At 66.2% G+C, this 16,998-nt stretch carries 13 protein-coding genes and 2 tRNA genes; 4 read left to right on the top strand and 11 right to left on the bottom strand.

Annotated elements, in window-relative coordinates:
* The coding region (locus HWE17_RS18820) for a FecR domain-containing protein (protein WP_176389778.1) at positions 1 to 706 on the bottom strand (706 nt) is incomplete at its 3' end.
* A 1-nt stretch (position 707) separates the two neighbouring features.
* Entirely contained in the window at positions 708 to 1,226 is a 519-nt protein-coding gene (locus HWE17_RS18815; protein ID WP_176389777.1) for a sigma-70 family RNA polymerase sigma factor, read from the bottom strand.
* A 275-nt stretch (positions 1,227 to 1,501) separates the two neighbouring features.
* Between HWE17_RS18815 and HWE17_RS18810 the strand changes: the two genes are divergently transcribed.
* Complete coding sequence (locus HWE17_RS18810; RefSeq protein ID WP_176389776.1) at positions 1,502 to 2,110, top strand: hypothetical protein; 609 nt, start codon at positions 1,502 to 1,504, stop codon at positions 2,108 to 2,110.
* Between the two features lie 68 nt (positions 2,111 to 2,178).
* On the opposite strand, the gene HWE17_RS18805 is transcribed toward HWE17_RS18810, so the two are convergent.
* From HWE17_RS18805 to HWE17_RS18785, 5 genes are all read right to left on the bottom strand, one after another.
* Positions 2,179 to 2,255: transfer RNA gene (locus HWE17_RS18805), tRNA-Met, on the bottom strand.
* 143 nt (positions 2,256 to 2,398) lie between these two features.
* Positions 2,399 to 2,475, bottom strand: a tRNA-Met gene (locus tag HWE17_RS18800).
* A 46-nt stretch (positions 2,476 to 2,521) separates the two neighbouring features.
* On the bottom strand, positions 2,522 to 3,700 hold the full coding sequence (locus tag HWE17_RS18795; protein WP_176389775.1) for a class I SAM-dependent methyltransferase: 1,179 nt from the start codon (positions 3,698 to 3,700) through the stop codon (positions 2,522 to 2,524).
* Positions 3,701 to 3,758: 58 nt separating this feature from the next.
* Positions 3,759 to 4,586 (bottom strand): hypothetical protein, encoded by an 828-nt coding sequence (locus tag HWE17_RS18790; RefSeq protein ID WP_176389774.1) that lies wholly within the window; start codon positions 4,584 to 4,586, stop codon positions 3,759 to 3,761.
* 61 nt (positions 4,587 to 4,647) lie between these two features.
* Positions 4,648 to 4,857 (bottom strand): hypothetical protein, encoded by a 210-nt coding sequence (locus tag HWE17_RS18785; protein ID WP_034755039.1) that lies wholly within the window; start codon positions 4,855 to 4,857, stop codon positions 4,648 to 4,650.
* Positions 4,858 to 5,035: 178 nt separating this feature from the next.
* Here HWE17_RS18785 and HWE17_RS18780 point away from each other — a divergent pair, with 178 nt between their 5' ends.
* Complete coding sequence (locus HWE17_RS18780) at positions 5,036 to 5,203, top strand: hypothetical protein (protein ID WP_166449232.1); 168 nt, start codon at positions 5,036 to 5,038, stop codon at positions 5,201 to 5,203.
* A gap of 129 nt (positions 5,204 to 5,332) precedes the next feature.
* Here the strand turns inward: HWE17_RS18780 and HWE17_RS18775 are convergent, their stop codons facing one another.
* The 3 genes from HWE17_RS18775 to HWE17_RS18765 form a co-directional block, all read right to left on the bottom strand.
* The gene (locus HWE17_RS18775) at positions 5,333 to 9,100 is read right to left on the bottom strand and encodes an AAA family ATPase (RefSeq protein ID WP_176389773.1); all 3,768 of its coding nucleotides are present in this window, start codon (positions 9,098 to 9,100) and stop codon (positions 5,333 to 5,335) included.
* Between the two features lie 16 nt (positions 9,101 to 9,116).
* The gene (locus tag HWE17_RS18770; protein WP_176389772.1) at positions 9,117 to 10,343 is read right to left on the bottom strand and encodes an exonuclease SbcCD subunit D C-terminal domain-containing protein; all 1,227 of its coding nucleotides are present in this window, start codon (positions 10,341 to 10,343) and stop codon (positions 9,117 to 9,119) included.
* 67 nt (positions 10,344 to 10,410) lie between these two features.
* A complete protein-coding gene (locus HWE17_RS18765) occupies positions 10,411 to 13,512 on the bottom strand; it encodes a PAS domain-containing protein (RefSeq protein WP_217916815.1) in 3,102 nt (1,033 codons plus the stop codon).
* Between the two features lie 201 nt (positions 13,513 to 13,713).
* Between HWE17_RS18765 and HWE17_RS18760 the strand changes: the two genes are divergently transcribed.
* Together HWE17_RS18760 and HWE17_RS18755 are read left to right on the top strand one after the other, a co-directional pair.
* Positions 13,714 to 14,085 carry a YajD family HNH nuclease gene (locus HWE17_RS18760; RefSeq protein ID WP_034755042.1) on the top strand — a complete coding sequence of 124 codons (372 nt, stop codon included), beginning with the start codon at positions 13,714 to 13,716 and terminating at the stop codon, positions 14,083 to 14,085.
* A 21-nt stretch (positions 14,086 to 14,106) separates the two neighbouring features.
* Positions 14,107 to 14,775, top strand: a complete 669-nt coding sequence (locus HWE17_RS18755; protein WP_176389771.1) for a response regulator — start codon at positions 14,107 to 14,109, stop codon at positions 14,773 to 14,775.
* A gap of 63 nt (positions 14,776 to 14,838) precedes the next feature.
* Here HWE17_RS18755 and HWE17_RS18750 read toward each other — a convergent pair whose 3' ends face one another.
* A complete protein-coding gene (locus tag HWE17_RS18750; protein WP_176389770.1) occupies positions 14,839 to 16,992 on the bottom strand; it encodes a TonB-dependent receptor in 2,154 nt (717 codons plus the stop codon).
* Between the last annotated feature and the right edge of the window lie 6 nt (positions 16,993 to 16,998).

The following is a 16,998-nucleotide window of genomic DNA, read 5'->3' as shown; positions in this document are numbered from 1 at the left end:
GGCCCGCGCGGATCACCGGACTGGCGGCGCCATGGCGCGGCATCAGCCGGACGGCGCCTTCCTCGACGGCGACCAGCGTGCTGCCTTCGGTCTGGCGCACCGAGTAGCGCGTGCCCAGCGCCTGCACCTGGCCTTGCGCCGTTTCGACGAGGAAGGGGCGGTAAGGGTGGCCCGTTTCGCGGGCGGTGGCGATGAAGACTTCTCCCTGCACCAGTTGCAGCAGGCGCTGCGTGCCCGTGTAGCGGATGTTGACGGCGCTGCCGCTGTTCAGGTGCAGACGGCTGCCGTCGGGCAGGGTCAGCTCGCGGCGTTCGCCCACGCCCGTGGACAGGTCGGCCAGCGCGGCGCGGGCAAGGACGGGCGCATAGTCCGAACGCGCGCCGAACCAGCCCGTGAGGCCGATGGTGGCTGTCCACGCCAGCAACTGCAGGCTGCGGCGGCGCGAGATGGTCGAGGCAGGACGGGAGCGCTGTGTCAACGCCTTGCGGCTGGCCTGCGCATCGAGTTCGCGCAAGCCGCCGCTGGCGCTTTCAATGTGTTTCCACGCCCGCTCATGGTCGGGGTGCGCCTGGCGCCACTCGTGCCAGGCCGCTTTTTCCGCCGGCGTCGTTGCGCCGCTCATCAGGGTGGCCAGCCATTCGGCCGCCTGCATGGCGATGGCCAGGTCGATGGGCTGGCCCTGGGCGTAGACGGTGGCGTCGCGCATGTCAGGATGCGGCAAAATCGGGCATGGCAAAAAAGCACAGCAGGTTGGCCTTGCTCAGGTATTTTTTGACGGAATGCGTGGTGGTGCCTAGTTCGGCGGCGATCTCGGCGTAGGTCATGCCGTCCAGGTGGGCCAGCAGGAAAGCGGCCCTGGCCTTGGCGGACAACTGCTCCAGCGCGCGGTCGACCAGTTGCAGCGATTCGAGCAGGAGGGACATCGCTTCCGGCGACGGCGTGCACGCTTGCGGCTGATGCAGCAGGGCGTCGAGGTAGGCCCGTTCGAGCGCTTCGCGCCGGCAGTGGTTGGCCAGCAGGCGCTTGGCGATGGTGGCCAGGAAGGGGCGCGGCTGCGCGATCCCGGCGCTGCTGCGCGCGACGAAAATCTTGATGAAGGTATCTTGCGCCAGGTCGCCGGCCAGCCCCGCATCGTGAAGGCGGCGCTTCAGCCAGTGCAGCAGCCAGGAATGGTGCTCGGCATACAGGGCCTGGAAATCGGACGACGGGGAAGGGGCGGACAGCATGGCGGGTGGAATGCGGCTTAATCTAAATGAGAATTGTTCTCATAATAGCGCAGCGGCGCGCGCCAGGCAATCAGGAAAACGCGGCGTTGCTGAAATGCGACTGCATGCCCGGCTCGTGTGCGGCGCCGGATTTGCGCCTGCGCACGGCAGATGTAAAAGTTTCCTTGGCGCAAGCTTTCATGTGAGAAAATGCGGCTTGTCGATGTGGTGCGGAGCGAAAAATGATGTGGATGGTTGGCGGTGCCCTGGTTCTCCTGGTCGCCAGATTCTTATGGTTGGCCTTTTTTCACCGGGTCAACGCGATGTCGCGCCAGGCGGAACTGATGAACTGGCTCGACATCGGCCGGGTGTCGAATCCCGATGGCGGCAAGGATATCCTGTTGGCGCGAAACGAGCGTGGCGCCCGGATCGACTGGCGCACGGGTGAAGTCTGGCTGATGAATCCCAAGGTGGCCGAGCCGTTTGCCGATTTCCTCGCCGTCGAGCGCTGGCTGACTATGCGCGACATGCCGGCGGCGGACAAGCCGGCCGCAGCCGCGCCTGCGCCAGCGGAACCCGAAGCGGCGCCTGAACCCGGCCCCGTGCGCGACACCTTGCCGGCCTTCCAGCAAAAGGTCGACGCTTGCCTTGCCAAGGCCGAAGGCGGCCAGGAGTTGCTGGAAACCAAACAGGCGTTCGAGGCGGGCAGCGAGCCCTATCTTGAAGCGTCGACGGAATTGAGCAAGACGGCGCTGGAGCTGGAAGTGTCGCCGGCGATGGTGGCCACGTTCCATATCAGCGCCTTTGCCGCGCTGGCCGAAACGGCGGGCGCCGACAAGCTGGAACGGGTGGCGGCCAGCCTGCATGCGGCGGCCAGGCAGATCAGGGCCAGCGTCGCCGCATAAAAGTACTGGCCCGGCCTGAAATGAAAAAACCGCTGAATCCCTTGCAGGAGTCAGCGGTTTTTATGTATTGGTTGCGGGGACAGGATTTGAACCTGTGACCTTCGGGTTATGAGCCCGACGAGCTGCCAGACTGCTCCACCCCGCAGGCGAATTATATACCAGTTTGTTGCATTGCGAAAGAGCGCAATGCAAGCGGGGGCATTTGGTGTGCAGGAGGGGCATGGGCATGCTGCGCCGCAATGGAAAAAGCCGCCGATCCCCTTGCAGGAATCAGCGGCTTTCATAGATTGGTTGCGGGGACAGGATTTGAACCTGTGACCTTCGGGTTATGAGCCCGACGAGCTGCCAGACTGCTCCACCCCGCAGGCGAATTATAGCGGGGTTTGCTGCAATGCGCAATGGCTGACTGGATTACGCCGCCGCCAGGCGCCACAGCGAGGTGATTTCCTGCGAGCGGGCCGCATGCAGGCTGTCCGTCGCATCCTGCGCGCGCGGGTGCGTGGGTTTCACGTCCAGGCGGTCGATGACTTTCAAGCCCGCTTGCGTGATCCATTCCAGTAATTGTGCGCGCGGGCGCAGTCCCAGGTGCTCGGCCAGGTCCGACAAAATCAGCCAGCCTTCGCCGCCTGGCTCCAGGTGGTCGGCCAGGCCGGCGAGGAAACCGCGCAGCATGCGGCTGTCCGGATCGTAGACGGCGTATTCGATCGGCGAACTTGGGCGGGCCGGCAGCCAGGGCGGATTGCACACGACGAGCGGGGCGCGGCCGGCGGGGAACAGGTCGGCCTGCACCACGTCGACCTTGTCGATCACATCGAGGCGCGCCAGGTTTTCGCGTGCGCAGGACAGGGCGCGCGGGTCCTGGTCGGTGGCGACGATGCGTTGGATGCCGCGCTGCGCCAGCACGGCGGCCAGCACGCCCGTGCCGGTGCCGATGTCGAAGGCCAGCTTGGCGCGCGCAGGCAGCGGCGCTTCCATCACCAGGCCCACGTATTCGCCGCGGATCGGCGCGAACACGCCGTAATGCGGATGGATGCGCTGGCCCAGGGCCGGCAGTTCCACGCCCGTGCGGCGCCATTCGTGCGCGCCGATCAGGCCCAGCAGTTCGCGCAGCGAGGCGACGAACGCTTCTTCGCCGCGGCCATACGCTTCATTGCACGCCAGTTTCACGTCCGGCGCGCGGCGCAGCGGAATCGTGTAGTCGGCATCGAAGGGCAGCAGCAGCATGGCCAGCGTGCGGGCGCGCTGCGACTGGGCCTGACGGTGCAAGTGAAACGCTTCCGTGGCGGACGGTTCCGGCTTGGCCAGTTTGGCGGCCTTGGCCTTTTTGCTCGGCTTGTCATTCTTGTGGTCGGCGCGCCGCGCCAGCGCCTGCAGCAGCTGGCGCGCGTTCTGGAAGTCGCCGCGCCACAGCATGGCCGTGCCTTCGCAGGCCAGGCGGTAAGCCTGGTCGGCCGTCGTGCGGTCATCGGCGATGACGACGCGCTTGGGCGGCGGCATGCCGCTTTCCGAGCGCCAGCGGGCCGAATGCTCGGCGCCGTTTTCGCTCCAGTGGATCTGCGGATGAACGGTAGGGGAAGAAGTGTCGGACATGGGATTCAATCGATAGAAGGTGGGCGCGCGGCATGGTCGCCGCGCAGGCCGTCTTCCATTATACGTTGCTGGCCGTGCTGTTTGCCGTGTCCGTGCCATAGGCCAGTGCCAGCGCACGGGCGCGCGCCTGCTCTTCCTTGGCGGCGTCGACCGCTGTATCCGGCTGCACCAGCTTGAGCAAACGCAAGCTCAGGCTGCCCGCCAGGTCGCCATCCTTGCCGCTGGCGCTGGCGTCATCGGCGCTGCCCTGATAGAGATGGCTTTGCAATTGCTGGCCCAGCAGCTTGAACAGGTCGTGCAGATTGCCGGCGAAATGCGTGGCCGGCAACTCTTTCGCGGGCAGGTTTGTGTCATCGGCGGAGCCTGCTTCCTCGGCGGCATTCTGCGTTTGCTCAAGCATGCCCGCGCTGATGTTCGATTGATATTGCACTTCCACTTCGAAGTCGAAGGTCTGGCCATCGGCCGTCGTGATCTTGCCCTTGCCGATGAAATGGGCGTTTTCATCGAGGCTGAAGGCGGCCGCGCGGCTGCTGCCGCCCGCGCCCGAGACGCTGGCGCTGCCACTGCTGAAGCTGGAGCCGGCTTGCAGGTCGACGGAATCGAAGGCGACAGTGGCGCCGTCGCCAAACAGCTGGCGCGTCATGTTGTTCAGAAAATCCTGCGCCACGTCGACGGTGGCGTTGCCCAGCGCATCGGTGCGTTGCGACAGTCCCTTGGCCGACAGGTCCAGGCCATTTTTCGACAGCGCCACCACGTCTTGCGCCGTGCGCTGCATCAGGGACGAGCCTGCCAACCCCGTGGCGCCGCTGCCCGTGCGGGACGGCTGCTGGCCAGCCAGCGTATTCGAGGCGGGTTGACGGCTGGCAAGGGCGGGAAGCTGGGACATGGCGGTTTCTCAATGAGCGAAGTACCGTTATTAACGGCGTTCTACGCCCATTCTTTAACCATTAGTGGTGGTGCGACCAGCTACCGTCCGCCGACTCCAGGTAAGACTTGACGGCATCGGCCTGGCCCGTGGCGTGGCGCTTGAGTTCGCCGCATGCGCAAATGCCCTGGTACGGCTGGATATGCGAGCAGGCGGAGACTTTTTGCAGGTAGACCTGCATGGATTTGTGACATTTTACGCACTTGAAGGTGAGGCTGCGGGCGGCTTTCATGGGGTTCCTTGAACTGTTGCGGGGCGTAGAGTTCATCTGCGCGAAGGCGGCGATTTTAACGCACTCCGGTCATCGTTACACGTTGTTGCATCTGCGCCACGCGTACGTCAACTGAATCCGCGTCATGACGTTGAGCGTATATAGGAGGTCGTCTGACCGCCATTGAAGAGGTAGCACCATGGACAAGCATGACAAGGAAAAGCCTGCACAGCCCGCCAAGGAGCTGGTCAGGAAGTGGCTGAAAGCGGAGCTGGAACAGCGCCGGCCGCCGCCCGACCCCGAGCAGATCCGCCGCGAACTGGGCTGGGATATGCTCAGGCTGTGCCGGGAGCCGGCCAGCCGTTAGTGGTTTACAACGCCTGACAAAACCGTAGCGAGCGGAAGTGGGTTGTGGTTGAGACGCGGAACTGTGCGAATGCACAGTGAGCATCGGAAACCGCGAACCGCGACGCGCAGTAGGTTTTGACAGGTGTTCTCAGCGCACCGTCACCACGCTCTTACCGCCAGACCCAGGCTGCACGAGGATGCGCGTGGCGATGCGCTCCGTCATTTCCTGCACGTGCGAGATGACGCCCACCTTGCGGCCCATCGCTTGCAGGCCGTCGAGCGCATCCATGGCCACGCGCAGGGTTTCCGTGTCCAGGCTGCCGAAGCCCTCGTCGATGAACAGCGATTCCACGCGCACACGGTTCGAGGACAGCGAGGCCAGGCCCAGCGCCAGGGCCAGCGAAACGAGGAACGATTCGCCGCCCGACAGCGAATGCACGGAGCGCAGCTCGCCGCCCATGTCCTGGTCGCGCACCATCAGGCCCAGCGACGGATTGTTCGGGTTGTCGATGCGTTCCAGCTGATAGCGGCGCGCCAGGTGGTTCAGGTGCGCGTTGGCATAGCCGAGCAGCACTTCCAGGGTGAATTGCTGCGCGTAGTTGCGAAATTTCTTGCCGTCGGCCGAGCCGATCAATTCATTCAGGCTGGCCCAGCGCCGCTCGATGACGGCTTGCGCCTCGATCTGCGCCAGCATCGCTTGCGCGCTGTGGCGCCGTGCGTCGTCCTGCGCGATGGCCAGGCGCAAGCGCGTCGCTTCCTGGTTGGCCGCCTGGCGTTCCTGCAGCAGCGCGTCGAGCGCGGCCTGCAGCACGGCCACGTCCATTTCCAGCGCCTCCGGCGGCTGTTGCACGTGCATCGCCAGCTGCTGCCGGCGTTCGGCCAGCACGGAAACGGCCGCCGTGTGGCGGTCGGCGATCACTTGCAGGGCGTCGCGTTCGGCGCGCATGGCGTCCGGCGCGATGGCCAGGCGCGCGCGCAGCGCGTCGAGCGTGGCGGGCGCGTGGCCGGCGTGACGCTGCTGGAACTGCTGCAGCCAGTCGTGCAGCGCGGCGGCGGCGCCGTGTTCCTGTTCACGCAAGGCGGCCAGGCGCTGTGCCATCTGCGCGCACGCTTCATCGAGGCGCGTGCGCTGCTGGCTGGCCGACTGCGCCGCCGTTTGCTGCTGCGCCAGCTGTTCTTTGGCCTGCGCGATGGCGTCTGTCAGGCTGCGCTCGACCTCGGCCACGCTCTGGCCCTGCCATAGCGCGCTGCGCCGCGTTTGCAGGGCCGTGCGCTGTTTATCGGCGGCCGCAAAGGCGGCGTGGGCTTCCTGCGCCGTGTGCTGCGCCTTGCCGGCGGCCAGCAGCGCCGCTTCCAGTTGCGCGGCCAGGGTCGCCAGCGCGTGGCCGCGCTGGTCCTGGTCCGTTTGCTGTTTCAGCCATTGCCGGCTTTCCGATTCGCGCGCCGCGCGGAAGGCGGCCGGACCGGCGCGCCAGTTGTCTTTCCAGCCTTCGGCTCCTTCCACGTCGTCAAACGCGGCATCGAGCTGCGCCAGCAAGGCATCGAGCGCGGCGCGCGCCGTCTCGCCCTTGTCGGCGTTGCCCGCTTGCTGCGCCTGTAGCTGGGCCAGCCGCGCTTGCGCCTCGGCGACGGTGCTGGTGCAGCGCGCGTGCTCGCTGGACGCCAGTTCATGCGCCGCCTGCGCCTGCTCGCGCAGTGTACTGGCCTGGCGCAGCGCCGCTTCCTGCTGCGCCAGCGCCTGCAAGCCTGCCGCATTGGCCGCCAGTTGCTGCGCGAACCAGTCCGCGCGCTGCTCTGCCGGCGGCAGTTGCAGGGTGTCCGCATGCGGCTGCCACTGTGCATTCAGGCTGTCGATGATGGATGGCAGTGCAGATAGTTCTTCCGCCGTCTGCGCCTGTTCGTGCAGATGGGCGGCCAGTGCCGCCTTGTGCGTGGCCAGCCGTTCCAGATTGCCGCGCGCCTGCGTGCGGCAAGCCAGCACCTCATCCTGCAAGCTGGCCAGCATCGCCTGCAAGGCCTCGTCGGCGTGGCCAGCGTGGATATATGGGTGTTCCAGCGCGCCGCAGACGGGGCAGGGCTGCTCGTCCTGCAAGGTGGCGCGCAGCTGCGCGACGCTGGCCGCGCATGCCGCTTCCGCGCCTTTCAAGGATTTTTCCGCCTGCGCCAGGCGCGCTTCCAGCAGCGCAGTTTGCGCCGCTTCCACCGCCAGTGCCGTGCTTTCCGTTTGCGCGGCCTGCGCCAGTTGGGCTGCCTTCGCTTGCCAGTGCGCCAACGCCTGCTGCTGGCGCGCCAGTTCGCTCCAGGTTTTTTCCGCGCTGCTCAACATGCGCGCGTGTGCCTCCAGCTGGCCGCGCTGTTCCTGCAGCCCCTGGCCATCGATGGCTTGCATGGCCGCCAGCGCCTCGCGCCGCTGCGCATCGTGCGCGGCGAGCGTGGCGGCGGCGGCCGTCAATGCGGCTTGCGCCTCGTGACCCGCGTTGCCTGCCGCGCGCACCAGCTGCGCCGCTTCGGCCACTTTGGCCTCGGCCGCATCGGCTTGCGCGGCAGCTTGCCCGGCCTGGGCGAATAGCTGATCCGACAATTGCCACGACGTGGCCAGCGCCTGCCACTGCTGGTGCGACGCCAGCCACAGGCGGCCCGTTTCCTGCTCCGCCTGCATGGCCTGCTGGCGCTGCTGCAGATCGTGCAAGGTGGCGCGCGCCGCCTCGTTGGCCTGGTCGGCGGCCAGGGCGCCATCTTGCGCCTGGCGATGCGCGGGCAAGTGGGCCGCAATGCCGGCGTCGAGCGCCTTGGCCTGGTCGAGCAGGGGTGCCGCATCGCGCTGCGCCGCTTCCCTGGCCAGCAAGTCCGCCGCCGCCAGCTGCACGGCCTGCGCCAGTTGCGTCTCGCTGGCCACGGCTTGTGCGGCCTGCAGGCGCGACGCTTCCAGCGCGGCGCCGCTGCTGGCGATCTCGCCGGCCAGGCGCGCCACATCGTCGATCAGGGGCCGCGCCGGCTGCAGCAATTCCCACTGCGCCAGCGCCGCGCGGCGCTCTTCGGCGGCGGCTCGTTCGGCATCCGCGCCATCGAGCACTACCTGCGCCACTGTTATCTGGCTTTGCAGCTTGTGCGTCTCCTGGTGCCAGCGCTGCTGCAGTTCCAGTACGGCCTTGCGCAAGTCGATGGTGTGCAGGGTGGTCTCGGCTGCACCACTTGACGCTTCGGTATCGGCCCGTTCTTCCGGCGACAATGGCCGCTGGTCGGCCAGCTTTTCGCCCAGGCGTTCGAGGACCTGCTTTTCCTTTTTCGCCCGCTCGAAGGCGCGCATGGAAATGTCGGTATAGATGCTGCTGCCGGTCAGGGTTTCCAGCAACTCGCCCCGTTCATTGTCTTCCGTCTTGAGGAAGGTGGAAAACTCGTTTTGCGCCAGCAGCACGGCGCGCGTAAACTGGTCGAACGACAGGCCGATGCGCTTTTCGATCTCTTCCTTGACTTCCGTCTTGGTGCCGCCGATGGGTTGCAGCGCGGGCAGCTGGTGCAAGCTCATGGCGGTGGCCTGCAGCGCGCCTTCCGCCTTGGTGCGCGAGCGGCGCACGCTCCAGCGCGCGCGGTAGCTTGCGCCGTCGTTGCCGACGAAGTCCACTTGCGCGTAGCCGTCCGGCGTGCCGCGGCGCAGCAAGGTGCGCGTATCCTGGGCATTGACGGTTTCCTTGCCCACGTCGGGCAGGGCGCTGCCCCGTCCCAGCACTTTCAGCAAACGGGGCGTGGCGTCGTACAGGGCCAGGCACAGGGCGTCGAGCAGGGTGCTCTTGCCCGCACCCGTGGGGCCGCTGATGGCGAACAGGCCGGATGACGCCAGCGGTTCCTGCTGGAAGTCGACTTCAAATTCGCCGGCCAGCGAGGCCAGGTTCTTGCCGTTGATTTTCAGGATTTTCATGGTTCTTCAGTTGCGCTCACGCGCCGGGCAGCAGCAGTTCGGCCAGGGCCGACAGTTGTTCGGGTGGCGCTTCCTTGCCGTATTTTTGCAGGTACAGGCGGCGGAAGATGTCGTCGGGCTGCAGCTGGCCCAATTGGTCGAGCGTCATGTTCTCGGGTGCGCTGCTGCGCGCGGCGCTCGACGTTTCGATCTTCGCCAGGCGCACGTGCTTGCCGTCGAGCGCCGTTTCGATGCGTGTGCGCAGGCCCGGTTCCGGCGCATCGAGGCGCACGCGCACTTCCAGGAAGGGCTGCGCTTCCGGTGGCGCGGCGGGCACGTCGAGGGCGGCCAGCTGCGCCAGCACTTCGTTGATGGGCGCCGGCGTGGCGGGCACGCGCAGCAAGGGCACGGCGCGCGGCACTTCGATGACGCGTACCTCGCGTAATTGCTCGCCATCGATGTCGAGGCACAGCACCTGGTGGCGGTAGTTCACCTCCGCGAAGGACAGGGGAATCGGGCTGCCGCAGTAGCGGATGTGCTCCTGGCCGCCCACGGCCTGCGCCTTGTGCAAATGGCCCAGCGCCGCATACGCGATGGCGGCGTCAAAAATCCCCGACGGCAGCATTTCCGTGCCGCCGATGACGATGCGGCGCTCCGAATCGTTCGACATTTCGCCGCCCACCATGTGGCAGTGGCCCATGGCGATGATGGCTTGGCCGGGCTGGCGGCGCGCCAGCGCCAGGTCCGTCAATTGCCGGTACAGCAGGGCGATGCCGCCCAGGTAGGCGTCCTGCGTATCGCCGGCCGGCAGTTTCGGCACGTCGCCTGGGCGCAAAAAGGGCACGGCCAGGCACCAGGCCTGCACTTGCCCGTCGCTGCCGGCGAGCGGCAGCAGCAGGCGTTCCAGGTCGATATTGCCTGCCTCGTCGCGCAGCAGATGGCCAATCACGTGCGTGCCATGCGCGGCCAGCAGGGGGCCGGGCGCTTCGAGACGCCCCGCCGAATCGTGGTTGCCGGCGACGACGACCAGTTGCAGCGCGGGCAGGCGCGCGCGCGCCTGCTGCAGGAAGACATATAACTGCTTTTGCGAGGCGGCCGACGGGTTGGCGTTGTCGAACACGTCGCCCGCCACCAGCAGCACGTCAACGCGTTCGGCGACGAGCGTGTCGAGCAGCCAGTCGAGGAAGCGCTGGTGTTCGTAGCCCCTTTCAAAATTGTGCAGGGTCTGGCCCAGATGCCAGTCGGAAGTGTGCAGCAGGCGCATGGTGTGGCAAGGGTAGGGGAGACAGGCGCCAATATAGCAGGAATGACGGCATGCGCCAGTGGCTATATCAAGCCGTCAACGCGCCGGCGCGATAGGTATTCCTGCCATCCTGCTTGGCCTTGTACAGCAGCACGTCGGCCCGCTGCAGCAGTACGGCGGGCGAAATGTCTTCGTCGCGGTAGAAGGCCAGGCCGATGCTGGCGGAAATGCGCACGGTGATGCCATCGAGTTCGAACGGCTGCTGCATGGCGGCGACGATTTTTTCCGCCAGCACGGCCGCGTCGTCGGGCCGGGTGATCTGTTCCATGATGATGGTGAATTCGTCGCCGCCCAGGCGGGCGATGATGTCGGTGGCGCGCATGGTGTGCGTCAGGCGCTGGGCGAAGGCGCGCAGCAGGGCGTCGCCGGTGCCGTGGCCGTGCGTGTCGTTGACGGGCTTGAAGCGGTCGATATCCATGTACATGACGGCCATCAGGTGCTGCTGCTGGCGGCTCGCGTGCATGGCGTCGCTGAGTTTTTGCTGGAAGCCGGCGCGGTTCGACAAGCCCGTCAGCGCATCGACCTGGGCCAGTTTCAGCAGGCGCTGTTTTTCGCGCTTTTGCACGGTGATATCCTGGCGCATCACGTGAAAGCCCACCACCTGCAGCTTGTCTTCGCCGATCTGCGGGATGTAGATCACTTCCATGCAGCGCTCGATGCCTTCCTTGTCGTCTTCTTCCTCGAAGCTCAACGTTTCGCCGGCCAGCACTCTTTCGATATACGGCGCCACCGTGCCGTAGCGCGCTTCGCCCACCGTGTCGCGCACGCTCTTGCCCAGCACCAGCCGGCCCGTCAGGCCGAATTCGCGTTCATAGGCGATGTTCAGGAAGCGGTAGACCTGGTCGGCGTCGATGTACGCGATCATGGCCGGCAAGGTGTCGGCGATGGTGCGCAGGCGCGCTTCGCTTTCCAGCAGCGCCACTTCCGATTCGCGCAAGGTGGTGATGTCGTCCAGGGTTCCCACGTAGCCCTCGATCTGGCCGTCGATGAGGATGGGGGCAATCTTGACGGAAACCCAGACCAGCCTGCCGTCGCGCTGCAGGCAGCGCAGGGTGGACTGGAACGGCGCATGGCTGCGCGTGAGTTGTTCCAGCGCCACGTGCATCAGCGGATAGTCGTCCGGATGCAGGGCGCTGGTCCAGCCGGCGCCCAGGGCGGCCGCGCGCGGCAGGCCCGTGATCGATTCGAAGGTGCGGTTGACGTAGGTGCAGCGGCGCTGGCGGTCCAGGCGCACGAGGCCCAGTGGCGAGGCGTCGTTGACGGCGGCCAGCTCGGCCTGTTTCTGGCGCAGTTCCAGCTCCTGCTGGCGGCGCTGCGAGATGTCTTCGGCGATGCCGAGGATATGTTCGATCTGCTGGCGCTCGTCGAACACGGGCACGGAGACGGCGTGCAGGTAGCGCAGGCTGCCATCGGGCAGGCGCAGTGGCTTTTCCGTATGGTCGATGACGCCGCGCTCGGCCAGGATGGCGCGGTCGTCCTCGGCATCGTGCAGGCCGAAGTCGGGCGGGAACGCCTGGCAATCCGTCTTTCCGATGACGTCGGCGGCCAGGTGGCCGGTGATGTCCTCGGCCGCCTTGTTCCACACTTCCATCTGGCCGAAGTTTTCCGGGCGCGCGCTTTTCACGTAGACCAGCACGGGCAAATGGTCGATCAGCGACTGCAGGAAGCTGCGGTTATCTTGCAGCGCCAGTTCGTCGTGCTTGCGCGCGCTGATGTCGCGCGAGGTGACGGCCACGCCGTCGGTGATCGGCACCACCTGGTGGCGCAGCCAGCGCGTGCCGCCCGAGGCCAGCGGCAGCTCGAATTCATCTTCCAGCGGCTGGCCCGTTTCCATCACCAGCACGAAGCGCTTGAAGAAACGCTCGCCGCGCAGCAGCGGCATCTGCTGCAGCACGCGCTGGCCCAGCAGTTCGGAGCGCGGCTTGCCCAGCATGTCGGCGGCCCGCTCGTTGATGTCGGCAAAGGTGAAGTCTTCCACCGGTTTGCCTGGCGCGGGGCGCCAGGCTTTCAGCAGCAGCACGGCATCGAGGCTGCCCTGGTGCGCCGCGCGCAGCAGCGCCTGCGTTTCCGTGGCCTGGCGGATGCTGCGGCGCAGGCGCGCGCTCTGGCGCATCAGCAGGGCCGTGAAGCCGGCAATGAGTACGCTGGCGGCGAGCAGCGCGCCCACATACACGAGGCGGCGGTGTTCGAAGCGCGCCAGGGCGACGGTGCGGCTCACACCCACCACGGCCAGCAACGGGTAGCGCGGCAGCTCGTGGTAGCTGTAGATGCGCGGCGTCGCATCGACGGGCGGTTCGATCAGCAGTTCTTCGGGCGCGTGTTCGGGTGGTCCCGGCATGCGGAAGTCGATGCGGTCGCTGAGTATCAATTGCTCGCCGATGCGCCCCACCGTCAGGCCGCTGTCGCGCGCCACCAGCATCAGCGCGCCATGCTCGTCGAGGTTCAGGCGGTCGTAGTCGTCGACGAAATACGTGGGGTCGACGAGGATGACGATGGCGCCGGCAAAGCGGCCCCGCGCATCGTTCAGGCGGCGCGCCAGGCGGATGGTCCAGCGCTTGCCGTCCGCGTCGAGCATGGGGGTGTCGACCAGGGCCGTGTCGGAGGCATTGGCGGCCAGCGCTCTGAAAAAAGGCTGCGCGGCCAGGTTTTCCGGCAGATAGGCGTGGGCGCTGTCGAGCACATTGCCGTGCGCGTCGATGAGGGCGATCGGCAGTTCCAGCTTCGATGGCAGCACGCTGTCGAGCAGGCCCTGGCGGCGCGTGAATTCATTCAGGCGCAGGCCGCCGCCCGTTTCCTCGTATTTGAGCTTGAACAGCTGTGTGGCGTGGTCCGTCTGGCGCAGGGTGAAACTGGTATGGTCGGCCAGCGTACGCGCCAGCGACTGGCTGACGGCCACGGCGTCGCGCACGGCGCTGGCCCGCTCCTGGCCCACCTGATAGTAGACGGCCGCCCACAGCGCCAGCAGCAGGATGAGCGCGAACAGGGGCACCAGACTGATGCGGTACAGGCGGCGGGCAAGGCGTTGCAGGGGTCTCGTTATCGCTATCACGGGCGCTTGCAGGCTGGATTCATGGAAAAAGGGAGGGGCGGCGTGGCGCGCATGATAGCCGAAATCGGCTGCCTTGCGCATAAGCCCGTCGCCGCCACGCCCATCGTCTGTTCGCGGTCTGTCGCTGGGCTTATTTTGCGTTAAATCAAGTAATTGTGGTGCCGCGCACGCTAAAAAAAGCACGCCGGCGGCGACACGGGCTGGCGGCGTGGCAGAAAAAGTACAATTGCGCCCCCATCCTCATTAAAATGGGCGCTTCTACCTCCCATATCGAAAGTTGTCATGCAGAGTAAAAAGCCCGATGCGGCACGGCTGGACAAGATCGTGGCCGAAGCGCGCCGCGCCGCCGACCAGCGCGAGAGCGGCTACCGCGAGCGCTCGCTGAAGATGTATCCGTGGGTGTGTGGCCGCTGCATGCGCGAATTTACGCGCGCCAACGTGCAGCAGCTGACCGTGCATCACCGCGACCACAACCACGACAACAATCCGCCGGACGGCAGCAACTGGGAACTGCTGTGCCTGTATTGCCACGACAATGAGCACTCGCGCTACCTGGAAGCGGACCGTGGCGCCGGCCTGCTGTCGGCCGAGGTGGCGCCCGCCACGCACAATCCGTTTGCCGCGCTGGCGGGCCTGATCAAGAAAAAGGACTGAGCGGGCCTCGCCGCTTTCCTCATGCGCATCTTGCTGACCGAAGACGACCCGCAGCTGGGCCGCGCCACGCAAATCGGCCTGGAACAGGGCGGCTATGCCGTCGACTGGGTCAGGAGCGCCGAACACGCGCACACGGCCGTGCGCCTGCATGACTACGGCTGCATTCTGCTTGACCTGGGCTTGCCGGGACAGGACGGCATGCAGGCGCTGGGCGTGCTGCGCGATAACGGCTACAGCGGCGCCGTGCTGGTCGTCACGGCGCGCGACACGGTGGGCGAGCGCATCGCCGGCCTCGACGCGGGGGCCGACGACTTCATCGTGAAACCGTTCGACCTCGACGAACTGGCCGCGCGCATCCGTAGCGCCTGCCGCCGCGCCGCCGGCCGCCTGCGCGAAAATCTCGTGCACGGCGACCTGGTGCTCGATATCGCCGACCGGCAGGTGACGCAAGGGGGCTTGCCCGTGCTGCTGACGGTGAAGGAATTTCGCATCCTGCAACTGCTGCTGGAACACGGCGGCCGGGTGCTGAGCCGGGAACAGCTGGAGAAAAACCTGTACAGCTGGGGCGGCGAGGTGGAAAGCAATGCCGTGCAAGTGCACATCCACCACCTGCGCAAGAAGCTGGGGCGCAACCTGATACGCACCGTGCATGCGATCGGTTATTGCATCGACAAGCCGAAAACGGCCTGACAAAGAAAACGGGCCGCCCTCAGGCAGCCCCTTGTGCTCTATGGCTGGTCAGCTATCAACGCATCAGAAATCGACGGTGGCCGACAACCACAGGCGGCGTCCGTCCAGGCTGTTGACATAGCGGTTGGCGTAGGTCAAGGTCGGCGCCGATGAGCCACGGTATGGCTGGTAGTCGATGAAGTCCTTGTTGAGCAGGTTGTACACGGCCGCGTTCAATGTCACGCGTTTGTTCAACTGGTAGCTGGTGCCCAGGTGCAGCATGGTGTAGCCCTTGTAGTCGCCCAGCGCGGCTTTGGCGGCGCGGGTGGAAGCCGAGGTGCCCGGATCGCGGAAGCGCTCGCTGCGGTATTCGGCGCGCAGCCAGCCGTTCCATTCGCGCGAGATATCCCAGCTCAAGCGTGCGTTGACGGCGTGCTTGGGCGTGTCGCTCAGGGGCTTGCCCGCGTTGCTACTGCTCTTCTGTTCGCTTTCCGTGTACGTGTAGTTGGCGCTGGCCGACAAGGTCTTGCCCAGCGGGAAGCGCGTGTTCAGCTCGACGCCGCGCGTGACGGCCTCATCCACGTTGACGGACTGGCCAAACGCATCGACGTTGGGCCAGTTGCCAAAGCTGACGCAGCCGGGACGGTTGGGCGAAGGGCGGTAGTCGCAGTTGACGAGGCCCGTGCCCGTCGTGATCTTGTCCTTGAACTCATTGTTGAACAGCGAGCCGCTGGCCGTCCAGCCGGCCAGGTTGTCGAAGTAGGCGCCGATTTCCGTGGTCGTGCTCGTTTCCGGCTTCAGGTTCGGGCTGCCGACGAGGGGAATCGTGCCCTGGCCGCCAAAACCGTTGATGCCTGGCGACAGTTGCTCCACGCGCGGCGTCTTGTAGCCCTTGCTGACGCCGCCCTTGACGGTCCAGCGTGGCGTTGCGTTCCACACGGCATAGGCACGGGGGCTGGTCTGGCCGCCGAAGATGCTGTGATCGTCATAACGGGCGCCGAAGGTCAGGGCGAGATTCTCCAGCACTTGCCATTCATCTTCCACGAACAAAGCTTTTTGCGTGAATTCGAATTTTTTCGGCGCCACGCCATCCGTCATTTCCGCTTTCCACCATTGCGCGCCGATGGTCGCCATGTGCTTGCCCAAAGGCATGACCAGCTTGGTGTCGAACACCTGGCTTTCCACTTCCAAGGTGCGCGCGCTGCCGGCCACGGCGCCGGGCGTGCCTGGCGGAATCGTGCGGCCCAGGGTTTCCGTCTTGTTCACCATGTAGCTGCTATCCAGCGTGCCGAAGCCGAAGCGGCCCGTGTGCGACAGGGTCCACTGGTCGCGGTTGTATTTCTGCTCGGGACCGTAGCCGCCTTGCAAGCCCAGGGTGCCCAGTTGCTTCTTCGAATTGTCGTAGGTCTGGCGGCCTGTGTCGGCGTCGAGGATGACGGTGTGGTAGCGGTTTGGCGTGAAGGCCAGGCGCGCGCCAAAGTTTTCAATGTCCGCGCGCACGGGGTTGGCGCCCATGCTCGGCACATTTTCCCCACCGGCCGCGTCGTTGTAGCGGATGTTGGCCGCATCGCGGCGCTGCTTGCTGCCGCGCAGGGACAGGCCCAGCAGGTCGGTGGCGATGGGGCCGCTCAGGTAGAAGCGGCCGTTTTTCACGTCGCCGAAATCGGATTCTTCCTGCACGGTGTAGTCAGCCGAGATAGAACCCATCCACTGCTTGCCCACCTTGCGCGTGATGATGTTGATCACGCCGCCCATGGCGTCCGAGCCGTACAGGGTCGACATGGGGCCGCGGATGATCTCGATGCGCTCGATGGCGGCCAGCGGCGGCATGAAGCTCGTCTGCGTGCCGCCGAAGCCGTTCGGCGTGACGTTGCCGGCCGCGTTCTGGCGGCGTCCGTCGATCAGCACCAGGGTGTAGTCGCTGGGCATGCCGCGGATGCTGATGTTCATGCCGCCCGTCTTGTCGCCCGCCGCGCCCACGTCGATGCCTTCCACGCTTTCCAGCGCCTGCGTCAGGTTGCCGAAGCGCTCCTTCGACAGTTCCTGGCGCGTCAGCACCGTGATCGATGCCGGCGCCTGCTTGATGTCCTGCTCGAAACCGGAAGCGGAAACCACCACTTCGGGCATGCTGGCCGGCGCGCCCGTCTGGGCGTGCGCCGGCAGGCAGGACAGGGCGGCCAAGGCCAGGGCCAGGGTGGTGGGACGCGGCAGGCGCGCGCGGCGGGGGCTGTTGGACATGCAAAC

The organism is Janthinobacterium sp. BJB401 (assembly GCF_013372745.1).
Classification (GTDB): Bacteria; Pseudomonadota; Gammaproteobacteria; order Burkholderiales; family Burkholderiaceae_D; genus Janthinobacterium; species Janthinobacterium rivuli.
This window is presented reverse-complemented; position numbering and strand designations above follow the sequence as displayed.